Consider the following 26,966-nt stretch of genomic DNA (forward strand, 5'->3'; position numbering starts at 1 on the left):
TTTATTTATTTTTTGATTTGAACTTTTCTTTTTGGAATTACAGGTGTTGAGCTTTTTGTAGAGCCTTTAGCAATTTCATCGTCTTGAGGAGTTAGAGTATATTTTCTCCTTAAGTTGTTTATAAGATAAAGTTTTTGCGCTGTAAAGCTTTTAGGGTGCATTTGCTCGAAATGATTTTCGAATTCATGCCAAAGTGCAGAATCGTCTTTTTTGAATTTTACTGAGTCTATTTTTTTACTCGCAAGATATTCTTCGAAGTTCATGAGCAGTAACTTTTAGTCAAAAATAAGTAAAAAGAATAGTTTTCAATTTTTTTGGCTATTTTTTTTAAGCTCTTAATCGTTATATATTTGTGTTAAAATATAAGAAGACATATAGAAAGCTATGAATAAAATTTTAGTAATCGGGGCTTTTGGCCAATTAGGTTCTGAATTAACCTTGGAATTGAGGAAAATATATGGCGATTCAAATGTTATCGCATCGGATATTTCGGAAAATCATCCATTGGCTCATGAAGGACTTTTTGAGAGAATCGATGTCTTGGATTATCAGAGATTAGAGGAAGTCGTTGATAAATATGAAATCACGCAGATTTATAATTTGGCGGCAATATTGTCTTCTGTGGGAGAATCCAAGCCTAAGTTAGCTTGGGATTTAAATATGGGAGGCTTGATGAATGTGCTTGAAATAGCGCGAATTAAAAAGCTGGATAAAATTTACTGGCCAAGCTCAATGGCTGTATTCGGGCCGGATACTCCTAAAGCGAATACGCCTCAGGATACAGTGACGAACCCTACGACTATGTATGGAATAAGCAAGCTGGCAGGAGAGAGATTGTGCGAGTATTATTACAACAAGTTTGGAGTGGATGTGAGAAGTATCAGATATCCAGGACTTATTGGCTACAAAGCAATGCCGGGTGGTGGTACAACTGATTATGCGGTTGATATTTACTTTAAAGCTGTGAAAGGCGAAGCATTTGATTGTTTCCTATCGAAAGGAGAGCCATTGCCTATGATGTATATGAATGATGCTGTTCGTGGCACAATTGAGTTGATGGAAGCTCCAGCGAAAAATATCACAATCAGAACGAGTTACAACATGTCGGCGATGTCATTTGATCCGGAGGAGATAGAGGCGTCTATTCAAAGGCATTACCCAGACTTCAAGATTGGCTATGCTCCTGATCATAGGCAAGATATAGCCGCGTCATGGCCTGATTCGATAGACGATCAGGTAGCCAGAAGAGATTGGGCATGGAAAGAAGAATTCGATCTTAATGCGATGTCAGACGATATATTATTGAATTTGGCGAAGATTCTGAAATAAAAAATAAAAGAGATCGCTTTAAGTTTAGAGCGATCTCTTTTTTTGAAGAAAATAAAAGCAGTTACTATTCTCCTTGCGCGAGTGAGAAACCTCTTTCTCCATCGAAAGTATATAAATGCTCTGTTTTAACGAACTCCAGTCCGTTTTGATTTAGAGTGTCCAAGAGCTTGATAATATCCGAAGGTTTAGCAATATCTTCATTAGCGTAAAATCTGCATATCCAGTGGTCTGCTTTAAAAGTTTCAGGATTGCCGTGAGGGTACACTTTTACGCCTCTGCTGGTGATTACTTTTAGTGAAAGGTTTTCAATTTCAAGCTTCTCCAGCAATTCACCCAATACATTAGGGTTTCTGTTTCCTTCATTCCAATTAAGAAAAACATCCACTCCTACTAAAGCCTTTTCTTTTGGCTTTGCTGACTCGATGTTTACATTTTCGTTTTCTGCTTCAGTTTCTTGTTGAGTGTATTCGACAGCAGGTATTTCGATGGGTTTTTCACCTAATCTTTTGATAACAGCTTCTGCAAACTCTTTAGTCCCAACTTTTTGAGTGCTTAATCCTTCTTTGTAGATGTCTCCAGTGTGTATGCCATCTTCGATAGTTCTCAACCAGGCATTATGAACGATTGTGGCGATATCAGGCTGGCCTATATGCACAAGCATCATGATAGCTCCATTAAGCAGTCCTGAAGGGTTTGCGATATTCTTGCCGGCAATGTCAGGCGCGGATCCATGGATTGCTTCAAACATTGCGTAGTTTTGGCCAATATTCGAAGAGCCTCCCAAGCCAACAGAGCCTGTGATTTGAGCTGCAATGTCGGAAATTATATCTCCATACAAATTAAGCGTCACGACAACGTCAAGCGTTTCAGGTTTGTCAGCTACGATAGCAGAGCCGATATCTATAATAATATGGTCTTTTTCGATTTCAGGATATTCTTCACCGATTTCATTGAATACTTGATGGAATAGGCCGTCAGCTTGCTTCATGATATTGTCTTTGGTCATGCAAGTGACTTTTTTTCTGCCATAAGCTTTAGCGTATTCAAAAGCGTATCTTACGATTCTTTCACAGCCGGGTCTAGAGATTAGCTTGATGCATTGAACGACCTCGTCAGTTTGCTGGTGCTCGATGCCTGCGTACAAGTCTTCCTCATTTTCACGAACAATGACAATGTCTGTCTTTGGGTGATGGGTATGCACATATGGCGACAATGCTCTGCATGGTCTTACATTGGCGTATAGGCCTAGAGTTTTACGAGTAGTGACATTAAGGCTTTTGAATCCTCCTCCTTGAGGAGTGGTAATAGGGGCTTTAAGAAATACTTTTGTTTCTTTGAGCGAGTCCCAGGATTGAGGTTCTATACCAGCAGATATGCCTTTAAGGTACACCTCTTTTCCGATTTCAATAATGTCGGTTTCGATTCTGGCTCCAGCCGCCTTGATAATATCAAGGGTAGCCTTCATAATCTCTGGGCCTATTCCGTCTCCGTACGCTACGGTGATTTTTTTATTGACCATGGTAAAAAATGACGTTTGATGATTGAATATCTATTATTTTCTTATTTACAATTTAGCTAATTTTGTCTGAATATAATATGCTTTTGTGATGAAGAGTTTTATTTCAGCTTTGAAGTTTTTTAGCGACAGTATTTTAACTGCTAATGAACTGCAATGTTACGGACGAAACAAGATCAGTATAAACCCAGCAAAAGATATTGAGATAAATAAGAGGGGTTGATGAATGCAATACTACTTTTTTTACAAAAAAAACGCTCATTTTTTGTTAAAATAATCAATCTAGTGTGGATATTGCATTTTTATTGCAAGGCACTTTAATTAATTGAAAAATATTATTTTATTGGAAATATGTTAGCGATGTCATCGTTATTTTTTTCGCGAGAATTTGAAAGTGAAAGCGCATAAAACACTTCTCAAAAATGAATTTTCCGCATAAAAAATTAATTTTCATTGCTAAAATTGGTTGGAATAGACCAATAATAGGAAAAGAGGTTTTGTGATTGTATTTCCAAAGTTTATATTTGACTAAACATTACATTTATTAAGATAAAAAATGGCTGACTTTGAGTATTTAAAAGTATCACAGCAAAATCATATTTTGACAATTACTTTGTCAAGAAAAGATAAGCTTAATGCTATCAACACTCCAATGATTGAGGAATTGCAACAAGTCATTCAAGAGGTATATGACTTAGATGAAGTCAAAGGTGTGATTATAAGGGGTGATGGAGATAAGGCTTTTGTTGTTGGTGCTGATATAAAAGAAATTTCCCAATTGAACGAACTCAATGGGAGAAAGTACTCTGAGACAGGTCAAGAGCTATTTTCATTGATTGAAAATTGTCATAAGCCAGTTATTGCAGCTATTACGGGATATTGCCTCGGCGGTGGATTGGAATTGGCTATGGCTTGCCATTTGAGGATCGCAACAGAAGAAGCTAAGTTCGGCATGCCTGAAGCTAATGTTGGCATGATACCAGGTTTTGGTGGAACGCAACGACTGCCTAAATTGGTAGGCAAAGGCAAGGCTTTGGAATTGTTGATGACATGCGATCAGATTTCAGCGACTGAAGCTAAAGCGATAGGCTTGCTTAATACGGTAGTGTCCGATGATGATGAGTTGACGTTCAAATGTAATAGTTTGTTGGAGAAGATTACCTCTAAGGCTCCTTTGGCGATAGGGATGGTTATCAACTGCGTGAATGCGGCTGATGGCAATTCGGAAACAGGTTTTCAGACTGAGTCGAATAATTTTTCAAATTGCTTCAAATCTCAGGATTTTAAAGAGGGCATAGAAGCTTTTGTTGAAAAAAGAGAACCTAACTTTATCGGAGAATAAATTAAGAAATAATACAGTATAATATACGTTTTAAGATTATAGGGCTCATGTGAGCCCTATTTTGTTGCATCACTATAATAAAAAATCAACGCCATATGGGGGCATTGAAAAAGCTAGCTGGAGAAACGGCGATTTATGGGTTAAGCAGTATCATAGGCAGAGTGCTTAACTATTTGTTGGTTCCGCTTTATACTAGTTATTTCCTTCGGGAACAGATGGGTGTTGTCAGTTTGCTGTATGCTTATTCTGCCTTTTTTATTATTGTCTATACTTATGGGATGGAAACCTCGTACTTTAGGTTTGCCACCAAGATGCCTGAACAGAAAAACAGCATTTATAATTCATCTTTGTCTGCGATCATTTTAACAAGTGTGTTGTTTTCAGGATTATTGATTGCTTTTGCCGATCCTATCAGCAGTTTTGTTGGAGTGCAAGGACATCCTGAGTATATATTCTGGTTTGCTTGTATCTATGCAGTGGACGCCATAGTGTCGATTCCTTTCGCAAGATTGCGCTTGGAAGGGAAAGCTAAAAAGTTCGCATTGATTAAGATTTCAAATATTCTTTTAAATATATTTCTGGTTGTTTTCTTTATTGTTCTTTGCCCAATATTGCTAGAAACGAAGTTGGGAAGTAGTTTGATTTCAGGTTGGTATATGCCTGAAGGCGGGCCAAGATATGTTTTCTTAGCCAATCTTATTGCGAATGGAATGCTTGTGCCTATGTTGTGGAGCGAGCTGAGAGCATTTAAGTTTTCTTTGAATTTCGAGAAATATCTGAAACCCATGTTATCGTATGGGATTCCTTTGATATTCATAGGCTTGGCAGGAGTGGTTAATAATCAAGCGCCGATTATCATGCTTGAAAAATATATTCCCGAAGGTTTGTATCCGGGTAGCTCGAATATTGATATTGTGGGAGTGTTTGGAGCTTGTTCCAAATTGGCGATATTCATGCAGTTGGCAATTCAAGCATTTAGATATGCTTCGGAGCCTTTTTTCTTTTCAAGAGCAAAAGACAAGAAGTCGCCAGAATTATTTGCCAAGGTAATGCGTTATTTTGTGGTTTTTGGAGTTATTGCTTTTGTTGGAATTTCAACCAATCTTGATATTCTTGCTTCGCTGTTTTTGACCAATAAGATTTATTGGACAGGGTTGGATGTTGTTCCTTATCTTTTGATCGCAAATCTGCTTTTGGGAGTGTATTTTAACTTGTCCATTTGGTTTAAGTTGACTGAAAAGACAAAATATGGGAGCTATATCTCATTGGCAGGCTCTTTAATTACGATAGTTGGTAATATTATTTTAATTCCAATGTACGGATATATGGGAAGCGCCTATGTCATGCTGGTAGCTTATGGCTTTATGGTTGTTGTCAGCTATGTATTAGGACAAAAGTATTTCCCGATTCCTTATGATATTGTCTCAATGTTTGCATACTTGGGTGTTGGAATAGCAGTAGTCTATGTTTCGACTACTTATCAGTTCGATCAATTCTTATTGAAAAAAGCTGTTGACCTATCTTTAGGTTTGATTTTCTTGTTTTTTATTTTTTTAGTTGAAAAAAGGCAATTTAAAATAATAAAAGACATAAATTTGCGAAATTGATATTGTAAGAGAAAATTCAGAATTAATGAATGTGAAAGTGATAAATAAATCCGGTCATCCGCTTCCTAAATACCAAACGGAAGCTTCGGCGGGCTTGGATTTGCATGCTAACTTGGAAGAGTCAGTGATATTAGGACCTTTGGAAAGAGCTTTGATCCCGACGGGATTATTCATGGAGTTGCCTGTAGGTTATGAGGCTCAAGTAAGGCCAAGAAGCGGTTTGGCGTTCAAACATGGTTTGACAGTGTTGAATACACCGGGAACTATTGACGCTGATTATAGAGGAGAAGTTAAGGTGCTTCTTGTGAACCTTTCAAATGAAAAGTTTGAAATTAAAAATGGCGAAAGAGTAGCTCAGATGGTAGTAGCTAAGCATGAGCAAATTTCTTGGGAGCCCGTAGAGGAGTTATCAGTGACTGATAGAGGAGCTGGCGGCTATGGAAGCACAGGAAAATAAGACATAACTTTTTTAGAAAATAATAAAGATTTTTAAAATGAATATAATCGTTCCGATGGCGGGTATGGGGAAAAGAATGAGACCTCATACGTTGACAGTGCCAAAGCCTTTGGTGCCTATTGCAGGAAAACCTATAGTACAAAGGTTGGTGGAAGATATCGCAAAAGTTTGCGGAGGAGATATTGATACAATTGGGTTTGTCATAGGCAAGCACTTTGGCGAAGAAGTGGAAGCGCACCTTTTAACTGTGGCTAAGAGTGTTGGAGGTGTTGGTAAGATATTCTATCAAGAGGAGGCTTTGGGAACAGCGCATGCTATTTATTGCGCCAAGCAAGCTTTGGTAGGCAATGTGATCGTTGCTTTTGCGGATACATTATTCAAAGCCGATTTTCAATTGGATGTGGAACAGGATGGAATAATTTGGGTTCAAAAAGTGGAAGACCCATCTGCATTTGGTGTTGTCCAGCTTGGCGAAGATAATGTTATCAGAGAATTCATTGAGAAGCCAAAGACATTTGTGTCGGATTTGGCCATTATTGGGATTTATTATTTCAAGGATGGTGAACATTTGCGCAAAGAGATAGAGCATATCATAGACAACAATCTGAAAGACAGCGGAGAGTATCAGTTGACAAGGGTTCTTGAGGCTATGAAAAGGCAGGGCGTTAAATTCTATCCTGGCGAGGTTGAAGAATGGTTGGATTGTGGAAATAAAAACGCAACAGTTAACACAAACAAGCGTTATCTAGAATATATCCGCGATGACAAGCTCGTTGACGACTCTGTGAGATTGATAAATTCGATTGTTATTCCTCCATGCTATATCGGCAAGGATGTGAAGATTACAAACAGCGTTATTGGTCCATATGTGTCAATAGGCAAGAAAACTGACATTGCTGATTCCCGCATTGATAATACAATAATCCAAAATGAGAGCGTTATCAGAAAGGCTAATATTACGGGTTCAATGTTCGGAAGCCATTCTGTGTATGATGGCAAGGCGAGGAATTTGAGTGTGGGAGATTATAATAGAATAGAAGAATAAGATTATATATGAATAAGAGCACCCTAAGTAGAATAATGTTGAGCCTGATTTTATCCGGCTCATTGCTTTTTGCAGATTCGGCACAAGCGCAAAAACGCAAGAAGAAAGATTCAAAAACTGGAATTGAGAGAATTTCTATTTCTGACTCTTTGAAGTCCGAGTATTATTTTACTGAAGGGGAAAGGCTCTTTATTCTTGAAAAGTACCCTCAAGCGCTTGAGGCATTTAAAAAAGCTGATGAACTAACGCCTAATAATGCGGCCATTCAGTTTAAAATGGGACAAGTCCTCTCTATAACTCAAGCATTCAATGCGGCTTTGCCTCATGCGAATAAAGCTTTGGAATTAGACCCTTCCAATAAGTATTATTATTTGCTTCTTGCTCAAATTCAGACTCACAAGGGTGATTACGAATCAGTTGCTCAGACTTATGAGACCATGATTGAAAACACTGATGATGCGGAAGAATACTATTATGAGTTGGCTGCGATCTATATGTATCAGAAAAATGAGGACATGGCTATAGACGCATTCAAGAGAGTAGAGGAAATCTATGGGTTGAATCCAGAGGTGAGCCAACAAGTTCAAAAGATATATTTAGGACAAGGCAAGCTTGATGAGGCTATAGAGGAAGGAAAGAAATTGATAGATGCGTATCCTTCGGAGGATTCGTTTGTATTGTCTTTAGCTGAAATTATGCATGCGAACAATCGCAAGGATGAAGCTAAGGAAATCCTTGAAAGCTTGGTGGAAAGAACAGGTTCGGCTCCTGCGAGAATGAGGCTTGCAGGTATTTACTCATCTGAAGGCGAAGAGGCTAAGGCTGCGGAACAAGTATCCAAATCTTTTGCAGATCCAAAATTGGATGTGAATATGAAGGTCGACTTCATTGTCAGAAAGATGAAATCGAGCATGGATTCTACTCAATATGTAGAATTGAAAGAGCTAAGCGATCTTGTGATGAATTCGCATCCAGATGAAGCGATTGTGTATACTTTGCAGGGAGACTTGGAGTTCACTAAAGAGAATAGGCTTAAGGCCTTGGAGTTCTACAAAAAGAGCTTGGGATTAGATGGTGATAATTTGAATATATGGCAGAATGTGATCAATATTGAATTAGAAAACAATATGATCAAAGATGCGATCGAATCATCGGAGCAAGCTATTGAGAGGTACCCTAATCAGTCAGTATTATATTTCTTTGGAGGCACGGCTTATTTGATGGACAAGGAGTATGCTAAGGCTGAAAGATTGCTTAAAGCAGGGCTTCCGTTGTCAAAAAGTCAAACTCAATTATATACTCTGATGCTTGGACAGCTTGGAGACGTAAACCATGGACTTGAAAATTTTAAAGAGTCAGACAAATATTACGAGTTAGCATTGGAATCTGATCCTGAAAGCGATCATGTGCTGAATAATTATAGTTATTATTTGTCTCTCAGAAAGGAAAACCTTGAAAAGGCAAAGGAAATGTCTGGCAAATTGGTTTTGAAGTTTCCAAATAATGCGACTTACCTTGATACCCATGGATGGGTTCTTTACCAACTTGGAGAATATAGTGAAGCGGAATATTATTTGAAAAAAGCAGTGGATGAAGAGCCTTCGGGCACCATTCATGAGCATTATGGCGATGTATTGTACAAGCTTGACAGAAAAGAAGAAGCTTTGGGACAATGGAAATTGGCCATAGAAAAGGGTGATGAGATTTCAGATTTGTTGGAGAAAAAGATAGCTGAGAAAAAGCTTTATGAATAATAAATTTATTTTGGGGTTATTGGTAATAGTATCAATAACGATGTCTTCATGCAAGAAGCAATTTTTTAATTTTACTTTGTTTGATACAGAGAAAATTGTGGTGGATGATTTGGATTTTGAAGCCATATCTATGAAGAGCAAAATTAAGTTTCAAAGTGGGGGAAAGAGTGTTTCCGCAGTAGCAAATTTTAGAATAAAAAAAGATTCCTTGATTTGGTGCTCTGTAAGTCCTGGTCTGGGAGTTGAAGTTGCTCGAGCATTATTTACTCAAGACTCAGTATTTCTTTTGGATAAGTTGAAAAAAGAGTATTACGCATTTGACTATGAAATGTTGAGTGAGAAATTCAAGTCAAAGCTTGATTATAGAGTGGTTGAGTCTATTATCATAGGGAATATGATTTATCCTCAGCAGATGAGGGATAAAGTGGACCGTAAAGAGGACGCTGTAGTTATTACTCAAAAAAGAAAGCGGTTAGAAGTTGAAAACCGAATTAATCCTGCGATTTTAAAAGTTGAAAAAGTATCTATTAACGATCCGGGGACTAATAATACTTTGACAATTAATTACTCTGATTTCAAGTTTATAGATAAAAATATACCAAAGAAAAAAAGAAGCGTTTATTTCCCTTTTTATAATTCAGTGGATCTTATATATTACACTGATGATGATGTGATTAGCACTAAGATTGACATCAAGGCAAATAAGGTAGAGCTTGGTGAAAAGCAGCGTTATCCATTTAAGATTGCCAAAAAATATGAACGGAAGTATTAGGCTTGTTTTTTTTGTATTGCTGCTTGCAGTAAATTCTGTTGCTTTGGCTCAAAACAGTAAAAGCAAGCTGGAGACGCAAAAGAAAAAAGAGCAAAAGAAAATATCCGAATCGGAAAAAATTCTAAAGGAAGTCGAAGGCAAAGAAAGTGTTTCCATAGGACGCCTTAATGCTTTGAATCAACAAATCAAGGATCGTGAGAACTTGATGAAGACTCTTAACGATGAAGTCGATTTTCTTTCCGAGGAGTTGAAAAAGCAAGAGAATGTCATTTCGGATTTAGAGAAAGATTTGGAGGATATTTTGAAGGAATATGGCGAGATGCTTTATCTCGCTCAAAAAGCTAACAATGGGTTTCAGAGAATTTTGTTGATTTTTTCCTCATCTAATTTTAGAGAATTTTTCTTAAGAATGAAATATCTGCAGCAATATGCTGAAGCGAGGAATAAGCAAATAGTTGTGATTAAAGAGACGCGCAAGGAGCTTTTAGGGCAAAAGCAGATATTTGAGCTTCAGAAGGCTGAAAAAGAGATAGCCTTGAGATCAAAGCTTGCTGAGCAAAAACAACTTGAGACTTTAAAAGACAAACAAGCGTCTTTATTAGCGTCATTATCCAAGCAAAAGAAAAGCTTGAGACGCGATATAGAAAAGTATAAAAGAGAAGTTAAGAAGCTTGATCAGCTGATTGCAAAAGTGGTGAAAAAAGAAATCGCTTTGGCAATGGCTAAGAAAAAGAAAGATGAGGAGGCTAAGGCAAAAGCGAATATTAAAAACGCAAAAGCCAGTGTAAAGACTCCTAGCGCAAGTATTTCTTCCGGAGCTAGTTTTGGGAAATATAAGAAGAAGATTCCGTGGCCAGTTGGGTATGGATTTGTCTCCCGAAAGTTTGGGAAGATAGAACACCCAGTGTTAAAAGGAATTTCCATTCAGAATCAAGGTGTTGATATTCAGACCAAAAAAGGAGAAAAAGCTAGAGCTGTTTACGATGGCGTCGTAAAAAGCATCGCGCAAGTTCCTGGAGCGATGAATAACGTAGTTATCGTGCAACATGGACAGTATTTTACAGTTTATGCAAAGCTTAAGAGCGTCACGGTAAAGAATGGAGATAAAATTGCTAAAGGACAAGAAGTGGGAGTTGTGTATACTGACAAATCGGGACGTACAGAACTTCAATTCCAGCTTTGGCATAAGCAACAAAATCTAAATCCTGAGTATTGGTTGACAAAAAAGTAACGTATTACAAGCTTGTCTTGGATAATCAATGATAAAAATTAATATCTTATTGAGGTCTTAGATATAATTGTGTATATTTGTTACGTTCTGTATTATATGGATAGTCTGCTTAACAATCTTTGTATCAGGGTTTTGGATCGTATTGTAATTGCAGGCTCGGCCTAAATATATTGCACATATGTGCTTAAATGAAAAACAAAACATAATATGAATACAGCATTGGCATTTATAGGTGGTATCGGCGGTCCAGAAATCATCGTAATCGTTCTTTTTGTTATCGTGTTCTTTGGTGCGAAAAAAATACCAGAGTTGGCAAGAGGATTAGGAAAAGGGATTAGGGAGTTCAAGGATGCGACTAAGGAAATTAAGGATGAAATCGATGATGCGGGTAAGCACATAGATAAAAAGTAGGAAAAGCATTAGGAAAAGATATAGCCAATGGCAAGCATTTGTCATTGGCTTTTTTCTTCATAATGGTTTTTTAAGATTAGTATTGATAATCGCCTTTGAAAGCATGTTGAAAGTTGAATTAACATTTTTTAAATGGGGTATTGAAAATGGCGGTTTAAATGCTTGTATTTTTGGAGTTGAAATCTGAGATGCGCGTGCGGGTTCTTGAGTCTAGTAATAACATTTACAGCAAGTGGCTGTTAATTTAATGTTTGAATTCTGCTCAAGTATGAGGGCCCGATTTTTTATTGTGGTGTTGGTGCTCTATTAATTCATGCAGCATATATGAGTGAAGTGTTTCATTATACAATTGTAATTGAACGTAAAGATGTATAGTCCTAGAAGTGTTGTTTTCTTGTTGGTAGGTGTTTTATCATTTGTTTTGGCGAGTATCGAAAGTGTCGGAAAGGATACGGTCGGGCCCGGTGATCTAAGAATTAAAGTCTTGGCTGATCTGCAGGAGAATCTTGAGTTTTTAAGACAAGAAGACGAGGATTTGCAAAGAATGGGGAATCGCTATCGATTGGCTCCAATTTTTGAGGGAGTGGCAAGCGTTGGTGTTGAGGAGGAGATACCTGTTGCTTCTTACGAGGAGATATTGGAAAGAATGTCAAAGATAGAGAGTCAAATTCCGTTGAATTTCAATCATAGAGTAAAGAGTTTTGTGGACTATTATGTAGTGAGGGATAGAGCTTATTCACGTATGGCATTGAGTCGCAAGGATATTTACTTCCCGATGATGGAAGAAAAGTTGAAAAGCCATGGCTTGCCTGATGAATTAAAATATTTGTCAGTAGTTGAATCAGGATTACAGACTCATGTCAGGTCTAGAGCAGGCGCGGTTGGTTTGTGGCAATTCATGGCGATGACTGCCAGATATTACGGGATGAAGTATGATTTTTATTATGATGAGAGAAGGGATCCTGAAAAGTCCACAGAAGCAGCTTGCAAGTATTTGAAGAGTTTGTATGCTCAATTTGGCGATTGGGAATTGGCGCTGGCCGCTTATAATTGCGGTCCGGGCAATGTCAGAAAGGCTATTCGAAGATCTGGCTATAAAAAGACATTTTGGGAAATATATAGACACTTGCCAAGGGAGACGCGGTCTTATGTGCCTCAATTTGTAGCAATTACATATATGTTCAATCATGCTGAAGAGCATAAGCTATATTCAAGAATTGAGAAGCATCCTATACCATCGGATACAATTATTGTGAATCACTTTTTGAATTTGAAAGTGGTATCGGATATGATGGAAGTGCCGATTGAAGATATTCGTTTTATTAATCCCGAGTTGAAAAGAGATGCTGTGCCATCGCATTTAAAAGGGTATAGTTTGAATTTGCCTGAACATAAAATGGATTATTTCAGAGCGAATGAAGTGGCAATCTTGGATTCCGCAAAGCGAGTAGGAAAGAAGGAACTGGAGAAATTAGCTAAGAATTCGGCTGGAAGCACTTGGGGTAGAGAAAAGGTCGTTTATAGAGTGAGAAGAGGAGATGTCTTGGGCCGAATCGCCGCAAGGCATGGAGTTAGAGTCAGGGATATCAAGGCATGGAACAACCTGAGGAGCAGTTTTATTCGTGAAGGACAAAAGTTGAAAATCTATGTGAAATCTTCGCATTTTGACTCCTACGCCAAATCAACAAGTGTCAAGGCTAATCAAAGTATTCCTGACTCGGGAGTGCACCTTGTCCAGCCGGGCGATAGTCTTTGGAGCATAGCGAATAAGTACAAAGGCTTAACTATTGAAAAAATAAAAAAATTAAACAACCTTGGGTCAAATATGATCAAGCCTGGGCAGAAATTGATAATTAGTTAGGCGTTTTTTAAAATATGTGTGTTATAATTTTGTTTTGATATTATTTTTGGGCTAAATTATTTTGTCGATTAATGAATCATGAAACTTAAAGAGTGAGCATCTAAAAAATCAATCTTTAAGTTTTTTTATGACTTTTATTATACTTTTTTTGTGCAATAGTGTTGACTATTGGATAATAGCTTTAATGATATCATTATGAAAAACCTTTTGGCGTTTGCTTTTATTTTCTTTGCGCTTTTCTCTTGTGGAGAAAAGAAGCAAAAAGAGAATGTAGAGAAAGAGAAAAAAGATAAATCGTCGCCTAAGGCGATTAGACCTGCGACAGGAGCTGTCGGCGAAGTTGTTGTGGTTATTGACACAACAGTGGAAGCAGGGAAAGTAGGAGAAGCATTGAAAAATGCATTGCAGAGAGAAACTCCTGGAATTATACGCTCAGAGCCTGAGTACAAAGTTCACTTTATCGCTCCAAAACAATTCAACAGTGTTTTTAAATATTCTAGGAATTTGATTTTCGTAACGACATTTGATGTCGATTCGGAAGATTCGAAAGAATTGCAAAAAAACTTTAATGACAAGGCTTTTAATGAAATGAAGTCTAATCCTGATTATTATAAAATAATCAGATACAATCAATTTGCAAAAGGACAGGTGTTGTTGCAGTTGTTTGGTGTTAATCAAGCTGACTTGGCAAAGAATATTAACAAGCATGCTCAACAAATTCGAGATATTCTTAATCAAGAAGAATTAAACAGAATTCAAAAAGAGAAGAAATTCCAACCACAGATTACGAATCTTTTGAAAGAGAAGTATGGCTTTTCGCTTCAAGTGCCTTATGGATATAAAGTTGCAAAGCAAAGCGATAGTTTGATTTGGTTTAGGGAGAATGTTAGTCCAAAGGAAGATAAAAATATACTAGTGGCGTATAAGCCATATGTGTCCAAGGAACAGCTGTCTATAGATTCAATTGCGGCTTTTAGAGATGAGGCGAATAGATATGTGGAAGGCTTGGATGCGAAGACGTTTAAAGTTGTTCAAACAGGAGTGCCTGTTGAAACTAGAGAAGTTAACTTTGAGAATCGTTATGCATTAGAATCCAGAGGAGCTTGGAAGCTTAGCAACAACTCTATGGGTGGTTCTTTTATTAGTTACGCATTTGTTGATGAAACTCGACAGAGACTTTATTATTTGGAAACGTTTATTTATGGCCCAGACAAGAAGCTGAGAGAAGATTTGAGAGAGATGGAAGCAATCTTGTGGACCTTTAAGGCAGATTAATAAAAATGATATTTTGATAGCGCTGATAGCGCAGACTAAAACCATTGGCAAACAAGCCAATGGTTTTGTGCTATTGGAGCAAGATGAAAATTTGACGAAAATACACTTACTATGTCAAAAAAGTTGAAAAAAGAGGCTTTAGCATATCATGAAATGGGACAACCGGGAAAGATAGAAGTTGTGCCCACAAAACCTCTAACTACACAATTGGATTTGGCTTTGGCTTACTCTCCGGGAGTGGCAGAGCCATGCTTGGAAATTGAAAAAAATCCTGGAGACTCTTACAGATATACATCAAGAGGAAATCTTGTGGGAGTTATATCAAATGGTACAGCTGTGCTTGGCCTAGGAAATATAGGAGCTTTGGCTTCAAAGCCGGTTATGGAAGGAAAAGGTGTTCTTTTCAAGAAGTTTGCCGGAATTGATGTTTTTGATATTGAGATCGATACTGAGGATCCAGATGAGTTTATTCGAATTGTCAAATCTTTGGAGCCGACATTCGGAGGAATTAACCTTGAGGATATTAAAGCGCCTGAAAGCTTTAAGATTGAAGAAGTTCTTAAGAAGGAAATGAATATTCCTTTGATGCATGATGATCAACATGGTACGGCTATAATTTCAGCGGCAGGCTTGATTAATGCTTTGGAGCTTGCTGAAAAGCGTATTGATGAAGTTAAGATAGTGGTTAGTGGCGCGGGAGGCTCTGCAATTGCTTCATCGAAGCTCTATGTTGCTCTTGGAGCAAAAGAGGAAAATATTGTTATGCTGGATAGTAAAGGCGTGATTCGAAAAGATCGACCTGGCATTGAGAATGATCCAATGAAATTCCAGTTTGCTACTGACAGAGACATTACAACTTTGGAGGAAGCATTGACAGGAGCTGACGTATTCTTAGGATTGTCTAGAGGGAATATCATGGGGGCTGATGAGGTTATGACTATGGCTGACAAGCCAATCATCTTCGCGCTGGCTAATCCTACGCCTGAGATTGCTTATGATGTTGCTGTGGCGGCTAGACCTGACGCTATTATCGCTACTGGAAGATCGGATTATCCTAATCAAGTGAATAACGTTTTGGGCTTCCCTTATATATTCAGAGGAGCGATGGACGTAAGAGCTACGTCGATAAATGAAGAGATGAAATTGGCTTCTGTGCATGCTTTAGCAGAATTGGCTAAGTTGCCTGTTCCGCAAAGTGTGAAAGCCGCTTATAACGACAACTCACTGAGTTTTGGCCCACAGTATTTGATTCCTAAGCCATTTGATCCTAGATTGATATCAACGGTATCTCCAGCAGTTGCCAAAGCCGCGATTGAGTCAGGTGTTGCCAAGGATTGCATTAGTGATTGGGATGCTTACGCTAAGGAATTGGAGGCAAGAATTGGTATCGATCAATCAATCGTGACGAGCATGATTACTCAAGCTCAGAAAGATCCGAAGAGAGTCGTATTTACAGATGCGGAATCTCGAGTTACACTAAGAGCTGCAGAAATCGTAAAAGCGGAAGGCATAGCGCATCCAATTCTGTTGGGTAATAGAGAGAGAGTTAATCAGCTGATTGAAGAGGAAGGCTTGTCGTTAGAAGGTTGTCCGATTATCAACCCTGTGGAGGAGAAAGAAGCTAGAGCAACTTATGGCGCTCAACTTTTCGAGAAGAGGAAAAGAAAAGGAGTTACTTTGAAATCGGGCAAGCGTATGATGAGGGATCGCAATATGTACGGTTGCATGATGCTTGAGATGGGAGATGCTGATGCAGTAATCGCAGGTGTGACTAAGGATTATCCTAGCTCATTGAATCCGGCTTTGCAAGTTATCGGCAAGAGCCCAAAAAGCGAGAAAGTCGCTGGTATGTATATCGTTACGAATAAAAAACAGACTTATTTCTTCGCGGATACGACAGTGAATGCTAATCCGAGTTCTGATGACTTGGTGGATATCATTGGTATTACAGCTGACTATGTCAAGTCTTTGGGCATTGAGCCGAGAGTAGCGGTGTTGTCTTACTCCAACTTTGGTTCTGCAAAAGGCAATACGCCTGAGAAAATTGCTGAAGCAACGCAAAAAGCGAAGGACAAATATCCTGATTTGGTGATCGATGGGGATATTCAGGCAAATGTCGCTTTGAATACAAAAATTCAACAAGAGATGTACCCATTCAGTGAATTGTCTGATAAAGGAGCTAACACGTTGATATTCCCTAATTTGTCTTCTGGTAATATTGCTTATAAACTTCTAATGGAAATAGGAGGCGCTGAAGCGACAGGACCTATTTTACTAGGAATGAATAAACCAGTCCATATTTTGCAGTTGGGAGCCTCGGAAAGAGAGATTATCAATCTGACAGCAATAGCTGTAGTGGATTCTCAGCAAAAAAATCATTAGGTTGTGATAATATTTGCTTAAAAAATAGTATTAATAGGGAATTAATGTTATAATAGCGTATAAAGTTGCTGCTTATTGCTTATTTTAGGAAGATGTTGTCTCATTTTGATTTGACATATTTTGATATAAGCAAACAAAGTACTGTCTTGAGATAAAATTTTCAAGATAGTACTTTTAGAACTTTTTACAGATAAAGAATAGATATACGCTAATGATTGCTTACATTAAAGGAGAATTAACGCACAAAGAGCCTGCATTTATAGTGTTGGAGACTGGGGGGATAGGTTATGAAGTTAAGATCTCTTTGAATACTTTTTCTCGCATCAAGGATTTAGACGAATGCATGCTGCTGACTTATATGCAAGTCAGGGAAGATGCGCATACGCTTTATGGTTTTTTAGAACAGTCTGAAAAAAAGCTATTTATGCTTTTGATTGGAATTTCAGGAGTAGGAGCGAACACGGCTTTGGCCATTTTATCTTCCTTAGGTGTGGAAGAAATAGAACAGGCCATAGTCAATGAGGATAAAAAAGCGATTGAGTCGGTAAAAGGAATAGGTGCCAAAACCGCTCAAAGAATAATATTGGAGCTTAAGGATAAGCTCGTGAAACAGGGTGTTGTAACGTCTAAAGCTGAAATTGCTGGAGGCGTTTCAAATATTGCACAATATGCTATAAGGGAAGAATCTTTGGCTGCGTTGACAACGCTTGGCATTGCGAAAGCAACTGCTGAAAAAGCCATAGAATCTATACTGAAGGGAGCTTCCGGTGATATCACAACGGAAGAGGTTATTAAGCAGGCATTGAAACGCAAGTAATTTTCAGACAGGTAGGATAAAAATAGGTATGGTATTGAACACAAAGACCGTAATAAGGTATTTATTTGCAATTTTTGCATTTGTATTATTTTTTGAAAAAAATGCGTTTTCGCAGAGTGAGACAGGAAATAATGCTGATGTTAATGCAGGTAATGAACCTGTAGAAGATTCACTGGAGGTCCAAAAACCTGTGTCTCCTTATAGACCTACATATGAGCCTAAGGACAGGTATGGCGATCCTTTTACGAATAAAGAAACCGCTTCGCCGCTCTTTTTGGATAAGCCTTCAAATTATAAAATCGACTATGATATAGATACTGCCAATAACTATACGATTTATGAAAATGTGGGAGAAATGGATTATAGACCACCAGCATTCATGAGCTTTGAGGAGTATAGTTACTTGAAAGAATTAGAAATGCTTAAGCAGTATTGGCAACAGCGTTCTGCGGGATTGGATGGAGAAAGCGCTGTGAGTGGCAGAAGACTGATTCCTCCGATTTATATAAGTCCAGTGTTCGACAGGATTTTTGGTGGTTCTTATGTGGATATTCAACCTAATGGTTATGTGAACCTTGATTTTGGAGGTAGATGGCAGAGAACTCACAATCCTTCTTTATCATTGGCTCAACAAAAAACAGGTGGTTTTGAGTTTGACATGCAGATGAGCATGAACTTGGTAGGTACAGTAGGAGAGAAACTAAAGGTTACTGCTAATTTTGACAACAACAATGCATTTGACTTTCAAAATGACATGAAAGTTGAATATACTGGTTTCGACGAGGAAATTATAAAGAAGATAGAAGTTGGTAATGTGAGTTTGGGTGTGAACAATAGTTTGATAAACGGCGCCCAAAATCTTTTCGGATTGAAGACTCAGCTTCAGTTTGGACGATTGTATGTGACGGCAGTCGCGGCTACTCAAAGAGGTAAGACCGAAAGTGTTTCCATTAATGCTAATGGAGATGCGCAAGGCCGAAATTTTGAAATAAGAGTTTCCGATTACGATGAAAATAGGCACTTCTTTTTAGGACATTTCTTTAAAGACCATTATAACGAAGACAATGGATGGTTGAAAGGTTATCCTCAAGTTACTTCGGGACTTACGATCAAGCGTTTGAATGTTTATTTGATAAACAATAATAATACAGCCACTTCTTTGAGAAAAATTGTCGCTTTTACTGATTTAGCGGAAGCGGATTCATTGGTTAATAGCGGTTTCAATCCAAGAAGAAACGGTGCTCCGACGGACAACAAAAACAATGATATCTTCCAAAGAGTGCAAAATGACCCATCGGCCAGAGATGAATCTACGGTTCATACAGCTTTGCAATCAATGGGAATGGAAAGCGAAGTTGATTATTTATATGTAAATTCAGCTAGAAAATTAGAGAGAACAGAATATTATATCAATGAGAGATTAGGGTATGTGTCATTGAACAGAAGACTGCAAAATAATGAGATGCTTGCTGTTGGATATGAGTATACTTATTATGGTCCTGGAGGAAATGGCATTTATACAGTTGGTGAGCTTGAAGAAGATTTGACAAGTGGTTCCGATACAAAAATCATGTTCTTGAAATTATTGAAGCCAAGAAAAATAGATACACAAGTGCATACATGGCATCTAATGATGAAGAACGTGTATAGCATGAATGTCAGCGAGATCAAGAAAGATGGATTTGAATTGAAGGTATTGTACAGGGATGATAGAAGCGGTATCACGAATCCTACTCTTCAAGAAGGAGCTCAAACAAAAGGACAGCAATTAGTTCATTTGATGGGGGCTGATGAGTTGAATCAAAATGGAGACAGAACAGGTGGAGATGGCTTATTTGATTATGTAGAGAATGTTACAGTCATTAAGGATCAAGGATTGATTGTGTTTCCTAGATTAGAACCTTTTGGGAAAGATTTTGAAGAGTTATTCGTCGATGGAGAGGAAGCTTTGGTTAGCAAATATGTATATGATGATTTGTATACGAAGCCTAAGGCTGAAGCTGAATTGAATACCAATAAAAACAAGTTCTTAATTAGCGGTAAAGTTTCGGGTAGCGGTGCTTCGAATGAAATTACACTTCCGGGAATCAATATTGCCGAGAATTCGGTTGTCGTGATGGCGGGAGGAACAAGGCTTGTTGAAGGAACGGATTACCGTGTGGACTATAATTTGGGTAAAGTAACTATACTGAATCCTAGCGTTATGAATTCCGGCAAGGAAATCACAGTTACTTATGAAAAATCGGATTTATTCAATTTCCAGTCTAGAACGCTATTAGGAACGAGATTGGATTATGTATTCAGCGATGATTTTAATATTGGAGCTACGTTGCTTTATTTGAATGAAAGACCTGCGGTGAGTCGTATTGGCGTGGGAGAAGAAACCCTTCGAAATGTCAAGTATGGTTTTGATGTTAATTACAAGACAGAGTCTCGATTTTTAACAAGAATGATGGACGCTTTGCCTGTAGTTTCAACCAAAGAGATGTCTTATTTCCAATTCAATGGAGAGTTTGCCCAGTTGATTCCGGGGACTTCTAATAAGGTAAATGGAGAAGGAACCGCGTATATTGATGACTTTGAGGGAACGGCAATTCCTTATTCATTGGGATCAAGTCCTCAGTCTTGGAAGTTGGCTTCTACGCCTAAGACCGCTGTGAAAAATAAATTCAATCATGAGGAAATGGGCTTGCCGTTTAATTATAAGAGAGCGAAAGTTTCATGGTTTATTATTGATAATATTTTTTATAGAAACTCTAGCTCGCAGAAGCCTGGGAATATCACCAGCGATGATTTGGAAAATCATTACGTAAGATCAGTCCAACCACAGGAGATTTATCCAAATAGGGACAAAGATGTGATCAACAATAACCTTCCTGTGTTCAATATTGCTTATTTCCCAAGTGAAAGAGGTCCTAATAACTATACTCCTGTTTTAGATCAAAACGGCTTGTTGAATAATCCTGAAGATAATTGGGGAGGTATTATGAGAGCCATTACCAATGAAGTTGATTTTGACAAGTCTAATATAGAGTATATCGAGTTTTGGATGATGGATCCATTTATCACAGGTGTGAATGGTGTGGTAAAAGATGGAATTTTCAATCAAAATAATACTACTGGTGGACATTTGGTGTTTAACCTCGGGGCGGTATCAGAAGACCGACTGAAAGACAATAGGCATTCTTATGAAAATGGTTTGTCTCCAGATGGGTCCTCTGATGGAATGGATGAGTCTGGTGACTTTAGAGTGCCTAAGAATGGTTTGGCATTGACACCCGGTTTTGACAATAATACAGCCGCCAGACAATATCAAGATGTTGGTTTGGATGGTTATTGGGATGAAGAAGAAAGAAGAGTTTATGTCGATTTTTTGAATGCTCATCAAGGCAAGTCATATTATAATGAATTACTATTAGATCCTTCAGGAGATAATTTTTCTTATTTCTTAGGCGCGGATCATGATGAGAATGACCATAAGATTATTCGAAGGTACAAGGACTTTAATCAAGAGGATGGAAATTCGCCTGTAGGTGGCGCGAATTCGTATACTCAGACACCTGACAATGAAGATATAGATAATGATAACACGATATCCAATACCGAGGATTTTTACGAGTATGTGATTGATTTGAAGCCTGGGAAATTGGATGAAAGCCACAAGTACATAGTTGGCAAGCAAAATACCAATGGCGCTGATTGGTATTTGTTTAGAATTCCTATTAGAAAGCCAGATAATAGATTTGGTAATATCAATGGATACAAGAATATCCGATTTATCAGAACGTATCTGACTCAATTTAAGCAGCCGGTAGTGCTTAGAATGGTTGACATGAAATTCGTAGGTGCTCAATGGAGGGGAATGAACCAAGAGTATCAAGGAGGAGATGTAGTGCAGCCGTCACAGGAGAAAACGATTGAAATATCCGTGGTTAATTTGGAAGATAATCCTGAGTATGTATTGCCTCCAGGCATTGAAAGGGATTATGATAATACTTCAGCCATTACGAGACAAAATAATGAGCAATCCATGCAGCTTTGCGTACAGGATATGCCACCTAATACCGTAGAAGCAGCCTATAAGAATGTTTCTTTGGATCTTGTCAATTACGGTAGAGTAAAAATGTTCTTGCACGCTCATAGCCCTGGTGATGAGGTGTATAATAAAGATCCAATGGGGAATAGAGCCGATGGAACAGGGTATAGTGATGTAAAGGCATTTTTAAGATTTGGTACTGACTTCGATCGAAATTACTATGAAATAGAAGTGCCGCTTAAGATGACTTTGGAGTCTAGCATGATTCCTGGGGCAGACCCTTATATCATATGGCCGGAAGAAAACAATATCGATATTAGTTTTAATGAACTTTATGAATTGAAATCGATAAGGGATAGATCCGATACAGGCTATGATTTGCCTTTTAGCCAAGAAAAGCAACGTGATGACGGGAGTTATTATAAATTGACAATTGTAGGTCGTCCTCAGATATCCACGCTTGAAACTATCATGATTGGTATGAAGAATCCTGCAGGGACTATGCCAGCCAAGAAAAACCTTTGTTTATGGGCAAATGAATTGAGAGTTACGGATTTTGATTCCGAGGCTGGTTGGGCTGCTAATGCAAGGATGACAACCAAGCTTGCTGATGTGGCGACAGTAAATGCATCAACGCAATATGTGTCAAGCGGATTTGGAACGATTCAGCAAAGAGTTTCGGAAAGAACAAGGGAAGAATCCTTGTCATATGACGTAAATGCCACAGTGAATTTGGATAAGTTTGGTCCGGATCGACTTGGGTTCAAGATTCCTATGTATGTGAGTTATGAAAAGTCGGTGGTAACTCCGAAGTATGATCCTTATGACAATGATATACCTTTGAAAGCTGTTTTGAATTCATTTGATACAGAAGGAGAAAGGCAGGATTATTTAAGTTTGGTTCAAGATCGAACGCAACGTAGGGCAATTAACTTCTCGAATGTCAGAAAAGAAAAGAGAAAGGAAGACGCAGTTTCGAGGTTCTTTGATATAGAAAATTTTACGATGAGCTTTGCTTATAGCGAGATTAACAGAACTTCTTACAATGTGGCTGGATATAATTTCAAGGATTATAGAGGTACTTTGACTTATAATTACAATCCTCAAGGCCTTTCGGTTGAGCCATTCAAAAATATAGGTTTCTTGCAGTCGCCTTTCCTTCAATTGATAAGAGACTTTAATTTCTCTCCGGTACCTTCTAGTATTGGCTTTACTGCTGATATTGATAGAAGGTATGTTGAGACTCAGTTGAGAGAAGCGGATAATAGCCTTTCTGCGGCCACTTATGAAAAATACTTCTACTTTAATAGAAATTATAACCTAAGGTGGGACTTGAGCAAAGGCTTGAGTATGAATTATAATTCTAGGGTAAACAGTGTAGTTGATGAGCCTGAAGGAGCTATTGACTCAAGAGAAGATAGAGATGAAATCATTAGCAATTTGCTAAGTTTTGGGCGTATGCAGAATTTTGATCAACAAATAGCCTTGAACTATAGATTGCCATTGGACAAGACACCTTTGACAGATTGGACCAATGTGGATGCAAGTTATGCTGTTGGTTATACATGGCAGTCAGGTCCTATTAACCAAGATCCGGAATTTGATTTCGGGCATACGATTCAAAACAACCGTCAATACGGGATCACCGGTAAACTCGACTTTGTGAAGCTTTATAATAAGAATAAATATTTGAAGTCGATTAATGCTAAGAAAAGAAGAAGAACTTCTTCCAGATCAAATTCGATAAGAAAAACCAGCACGGCGGCTAAGGATTCCACTGAGAACAAGTCTTCGATTACTGACTCTAAGACATTCAAGGGAGCTGCAAGGTTCTTAATGATGTTGCGATCTATAAATGTTAACTACAATGTGAATGAAGGAACCTTATTGCCTGGTTTTAATAAAAGAGCTTATCTTTTTGGTGCGGACAGTTCTTTCTCTGCTCCGGGATGGGATTTTATATTAGGCAGTCAAGATCCAAATATTCGATACGACGCAGCTAGAAATGGTTGGGTCGTTGATAATCCAAACCTAGCAACGCCATTTACTCAGACTCGCAATATTGATTTGAATATTAAAACTAATATTGAGCCGGTCAAGAATTTTAGGATAAAACTGGATTTTAGAAAACAAAGCGGATCGTCTTATCAGGAAATATTCAGAGCTGACACACTAGGGAATTATAGCTCATTGTCACCTTCCAGATCTGGAAATTATATGATTTCATTCATGCCGATAAGAACGGCTTTTGTCAAGTCGGGAACTACCTCTGCTACATTTGAGGAGTTTGAAAGGAACTTGGATATTATCGAGCGTAGACAAAATGAATTGCAAGAGAGCTCTGAAAATGAAATATTTGGAAACAAGCACCAGGATGTGTTGATCCCAGCTTTCTTGGCTGCATATACCGGCAAGAGCGCTGAAAGCGCGAACTTGTCGCCATTTCCGAGATTCCCAATGCCAAATTGGGATATCAATTATAGCGGCTTAAGAGATATTCCTGCATTGAGCAAGATCTTCTCGTCGATTAATATCAAGCATGCCTATATGGGTACATATTCGGTGTCTAGTTTTACCAGTAATTTGATTTACACAGAACAAGAGGGCGGAGGAGCTTCTATGATTGATATGTCTAAGACGGTTGAGGATTATCCACGTCCTACTTTGACCAAGGAAGTGCAAGTAGATGATGGCAATGGAAATCTGGAAACTAAGCAAATGTGGATGCCTGTTTATACGATTGATCAGGTTGTGATTTCTGAAAGGTTCCAACCACTGATTGGTATAGACTTGAGAACAAAGAGTAAGATAAGCGCGCGAGTTGAATATAGTTTGGAGAGAAATGTCGCTTTGTCGATTTCCAATGCTCAGGTAGCGGAGATGAATAGCAATGATATTTCATTCGACTTTGGATATACTAAAGCAGGCTTAAAGCTGCCTTTCAAATTTGGAGGTAGAACGGTTGTTTTGGATAATGATTTGACCTTGAGGATGAAATTCACTGTGAGAGATACTCAAAGCGTGCAAAGGAGAATTAAAGAAGGAGAAGGAGAGTCAGTGGAAGAAGATGTGATTACAAGCGGTAATGTGAATTATCAAGTGAGGCCGACTTTGAGTTATTTGGTGAATCAAAGACTTAATTTGCAGATGTACTATGAGCACACGATTAATGAACCGAAAGTTTCTCAGCAGTTTAAGAGGACAACTTCTTCATTTGGCGTTCAAGTAAGATTTAGCCTTGCTCAATAGAAAAATCATCGTTGAATACTTAAAAAATTAATAAAATTATAGCATATTTGATGCGTGGATGACTCCAGTGACTTTTGTGCTGGAGAAAATTTAATAATTAGTTTATTTAGGCAAAACCTTATTAAATTATAGACAAATGAATATACCTGCTGAATTAAAGTACACGAAAGATCACGAGTGGATTCGTGTAGAGGGCGACATCGCTTACATTGGAGTTACTGACTTCGCTCAGAAAGAGCTAGGCGACATCGTTTACGTTGAAATCGAAACAGAGGGAGAAGATCTTGCTGAAGGTGATGTTTTCGGTAGCGTTGAAGCTGTTAAGACTGTATCTGATCTTTTCATGCCGATTTCTGGTGTTATCGAAGAGTTCAACGAAGAGTTGGAGTCTGAGCCTGAATTGGTGAATTCTGATCCTTATGGTGAAGCTTGGATGATCAAAGTTAAGATCGGCGATGCTTCTCAACTTGATAGCCTTTTGAGCGCTGATGCTTACAAAGAGTTGATCGGACAATAAGAAAAGAATATTTTTCAAGAGGCAGGCCTGCAAGCCTGCCTTTTTTTGTTATAAGAATATGTTTTTTCGATATAATCTTTTTACCCTCTTGTGGGCCTTGGTGATTTTGTTTCTGACATTGATACCAGGCCAGCACTTGCCGGAAATGGTAAGTTGGAATTTATTGGCAACAGATAAGCTAGCGCATTCATTTGTGTTTATGATTTTGACATTGCTGGCAATTATTGGTTTTCTTAAACAAGGAGTGTATCCATGGCTTAAGCAAAGAGCTGAATGGGTAGCCGTAGCAGGCGCTTTTGTTTATGGAGGATTTATTGAGCTTATGCAAAGCTTTATACCCAACAGATCTTTTGAATTTCAAGATATGATTGCCAACGGCATAGGCTGTTTGTTGGGGTATGCGGTTTATTTGCTTATTTACAAAGTTTGATAGCATAAACATCTACTTGCGAGCAGTTTACGCGGTTGTCAATTTTTTTTAGATTATTGATAATAAGATTTTAAAGTTGAGAATATTCCGACATATTCTTTCGTTATATCAAAAAAAAAAGTGCTATTGCTTAATTTCCTTTTAGGTTTAGCCAATTTTTTTTACATTTGAGAACGACTGTTTCTTAAAATAATTTGCTAAGTGCATAAAACGAATAATTATGGAAAGTAAAAAGAACCCAAATGCGGACTTAGAGCCGAAAACTGGTTTCTTCGGCCTTTTCTTCAACATCGGTTTGGTGATATCACTTGCACTCGTATTGACGGCTTTTGAATGGAAGTTTTACGATGATGTGAATGTAGCGGAGCTTGCCCCGGTTGATGAGATTGCAGAGGAAGTGATCGATATACCACAAACTACTCAGCCACCGCCACCACCGCCGCCAAAAGTACAAACACCTAAGATTGTAGAGGTACCGGACGAGGAGGAGATCGAAGAGGAGATTGAAGTTGATCTTGATGTTGAAATCGAGGAAGATGCTGAAATCGAAGAAGTGATCTTGGAGGAAGCTCCAGTAGAAGAGGAAGTTGACGAGATTTTCACAATTGTTGAGAATCAACCTGAATTCCCAGGTGGTATGGCTGCTTTCTACAAAGAAGTAAGTAAGAAAATGAAGTATCCTTCTGCTGCTCGTAGAATGGGTGTTCAAGGACGTGTGTTCGTTCAGTTCGTAGTTGACACTGATGGAAGCATCACTGAAGCACAAGTGATGAAAGGTATTGGTTCTGGTTGCGATGAAGAAGCTCTTCGTGTATTGAACGAAATTTCTAAGAAGAAGAAATTCTCTCCTGGTAAGCAAAGAGGTAGAGCTGTGAAAGTAAGAATGGTACTTCCAATTATTTTCAAGCTAAGCTAAGATATATAAATATAATCAT

19 protein-coding genes are annotated in these 26,966 nt (G+C 38.2%); 17 read left to right on the forward strand and 2 right to left on the reverse strand.

Going from position 1 to position 26,966, the window contains the following annotated elements:
* Positions 1–5 precede the first annotated feature (5 nt).
* Positions 6–263 (reverse strand): hypothetical protein, encoded by a 258-nt coding sequence (locus AABK36_RS01160; RefSeq protein ID WP_309937187.1) that lies wholly within the window; start codon positions 261–263, stop codon positions 6–8.
* Between the two features lie 121 nt (positions 264–384).
* Here AABK36_RS01160 and AABK36_RS01165 point away from each other — a divergent pair, with 121 nt between their 5' ends.
* Positions 385–1,329 (forward strand): NAD-dependent epimerase/dehydratase family protein, encoded by a 945-nt coding sequence (locus AABK36_RS01165; RefSeq protein WP_309937188.1) that lies wholly within the window; start codon positions 385–387, stop codon positions 1,327–1,329.
* A 64-nt stretch (positions 1,330–1,393) separates the two neighbouring features.
* Here AABK36_RS01165 and AABK36_RS01170 read toward each other — a convergent pair whose 3' ends face one another.
* Positions 1,394–2,848 carry an NADP-dependent isocitrate dehydrogenase gene (locus AABK36_RS01170; RefSeq protein WP_309937189.1) on the reverse strand — a complete coding sequence of 485 codons (1,455 nt, stop codon included), beginning with the start codon at positions 2,846–2,848 and terminating at the stop codon, positions 1,394–1,396.
* A gap of 553 nt (positions 2,849–3,401) precedes the next feature.
* On the opposite strand from AABK36_RS01170, the gene AABK36_RS01175 reads away from it, so the two are divergent.
* The 16 genes from AABK36_RS01175 (at position 3,402) to AABK36_RS01250 (ending at position 26,947) form a co-directional block, all read left to right on the forward strand.
* Positions 3,402–4,187, forward strand: a complete 786-nt coding sequence (locus AABK36_RS01175; RefSeq protein WP_309937190.1) for an enoyl-CoA hydratase/isomerase family protein — start codon at positions 3,402–3,404, stop codon at positions 4,185–4,187.
* Between the two features lie 95 nt (positions 4,188–4,282).
* Positions 4,283–5,794 carry an oligosaccharide flippase family protein gene (locus AABK36_RS01180; RefSeq protein ID WP_309937191.1) on the forward strand — a complete coding sequence of 504 codons (1,512 nt, stop codon included), beginning with the start codon at positions 4,283–4,285 and terminating at the stop codon, positions 5,792–5,794.
* A 25-nt stretch (positions 5,795–5,819) separates the two neighbouring features.
* Entirely contained in the window at positions 5,820–6,251 is a 432-nt protein-coding gene (gene dut, locus AABK36_RS01185; protein ID WP_309937192.1) for a dUTP diphosphatase, read from the forward strand.
* 37 nt (positions 6,252–6,288) lie between these two features.
* Complete coding sequence (locus AABK36_RS01190; RefSeq protein WP_309937193.1) at positions 6,289–7,296, forward strand: sugar nucleotidyltransferase; 1,008 nt, start codon at positions 6,289–6,291, stop codon at positions 7,294–7,296.
* Between the two features lie 8 nt (positions 7,297–7,304).
* A complete protein-coding gene (locus tag AABK36_RS01195) occupies positions 7,305–9,050 on the forward strand; it encodes a tetratricopeptide repeat protein (RefSeq protein ID WP_309937194.1) in 1,746 nt (581 codons plus the stop codon).
* Complete coding sequence (gene lolB1 / locus AABK36_RS01200) at positions 9,043–9,822, forward strand: lipoprotein insertase outer membrane protein LolB1 (protein ID WP_309937195.1); 780 nt, start codon at positions 9,043–9,045, stop codon at positions 9,820–9,822. The genes AABK36_RS01195 and lolB1 overlap by 8 nt, the downstream gene beginning before the upstream one ends.
* On the forward strand, positions 9,806–11,053 hold the full coding sequence (locus AABK36_RS01205; RefSeq protein WP_309937197.1) for a murein hydrolase activator EnvC family protein: 1,248 nt from the start codon (positions 9,806–9,808) through the stop codon (positions 11,051–11,053). The genes lolB1 and AABK36_RS01205 overlap by 17 nt, the downstream gene beginning before the upstream one ends.
* Before the next feature lie 207 nt (positions 11,054–11,260).
* The gene (locus AABK36_RS01210; protein ID WP_309937198.1) at positions 11,261–11,464 is read left to right on the forward strand and encodes a Sec-independent protein translocase subunit TatA/TatB; all 204 of its coding nucleotides are present in this window, start codon (positions 11,261–11,263) and stop codon (positions 11,462–11,464) included.
* A 367-nt stretch (positions 11,465–11,831) separates the two neighbouring features.
* Positions 11,832–13,325: a lytic transglycosylase domain-containing protein gene (locus AABK36_RS01215; RefSeq protein ID WP_309937199.1), complete on the forward strand. Its 1,494-nt coding sequence runs from the start codon at positions 11,832–11,834 to the stop codon at positions 13,323–13,325.
* Positions 13,326–13,520: 195 nt separating this feature from the next.
* The gene (locus tag AABK36_RS01220) at positions 13,521–14,600 is read left to right on the forward strand and encodes a DUF4837 family protein (RefSeq protein ID WP_309937200.1); all 1,080 of its coding nucleotides are present in this window, start codon (positions 13,521–13,523) and stop codon (positions 14,598–14,600) included.
* Positions 14,601–14,711: 111 nt separating this feature from the next.
* A complete protein-coding gene (locus AABK36_RS01225) occupies positions 14,712–16,982 on the forward strand; it encodes an NADP-dependent malic enzyme (protein WP_309937201.1) in 2,271 nt (756 codons plus the stop codon).
* Positions 16,983–17,193: 211 nt separating this feature from the next.
* A complete protein-coding gene (gene ruvA, locus AABK36_RS01230) occupies positions 17,194–17,799 on the forward strand; it encodes a Holliday junction branch migration protein RuvA (protein WP_309937202.1) in 606 nt (201 codons plus the stop codon).
* Positions 17,800–17,827: 28 nt separating this feature from the next.
* A complete protein-coding gene (sov, locus tag AABK36_RS01235) occupies positions 17,828–25,084 on the forward strand; it encodes a T9SS outer membrane translocon Sov/SprA (protein ID WP_309937203.1) in 7,257 nt (2,418 codons plus the stop codon).
* 136 nt (positions 25,085–25,220) lie between these two features.
* Positions 25,221–25,601, forward strand: a complete 381-nt coding sequence (gene gcvH, locus AABK36_RS01240; RefSeq protein ID WP_309937204.1) for a glycine cleavage system protein GcvH — start codon at positions 25,221–25,223, stop codon at positions 25,599–25,601.
* Between the two features lie 58 nt (positions 25,602–25,659).
* Entirely contained in the window at positions 25,660–26,031 is a 372-nt protein-coding gene (locus tag AABK36_RS01245; protein WP_309937205.1) for a VanZ family protein, read from the forward strand.
* A gap of 220 nt (positions 26,032–26,251) precedes the next feature.
* Positions 26,252–26,947, forward strand: a complete 696-nt coding sequence (locus AABK36_RS01250; RefSeq protein ID WP_309937206.1) for an energy transducer TonB — start codon at positions 26,252–26,254, stop codon at positions 26,945–26,947.
* Positions 26,948–26,966 lie beyond the last annotated feature (19 nt).

Origin of the sequence: Aureibacter tunicatorum, from assembly GCF_036492635.1 — a bacterium.
GTDB lineage: Bacteria > Bacteroidota > Bacteroidia > Cytophagales > Cyclobacteriaceae > Aureibacter > Aureibacter tunicatorum.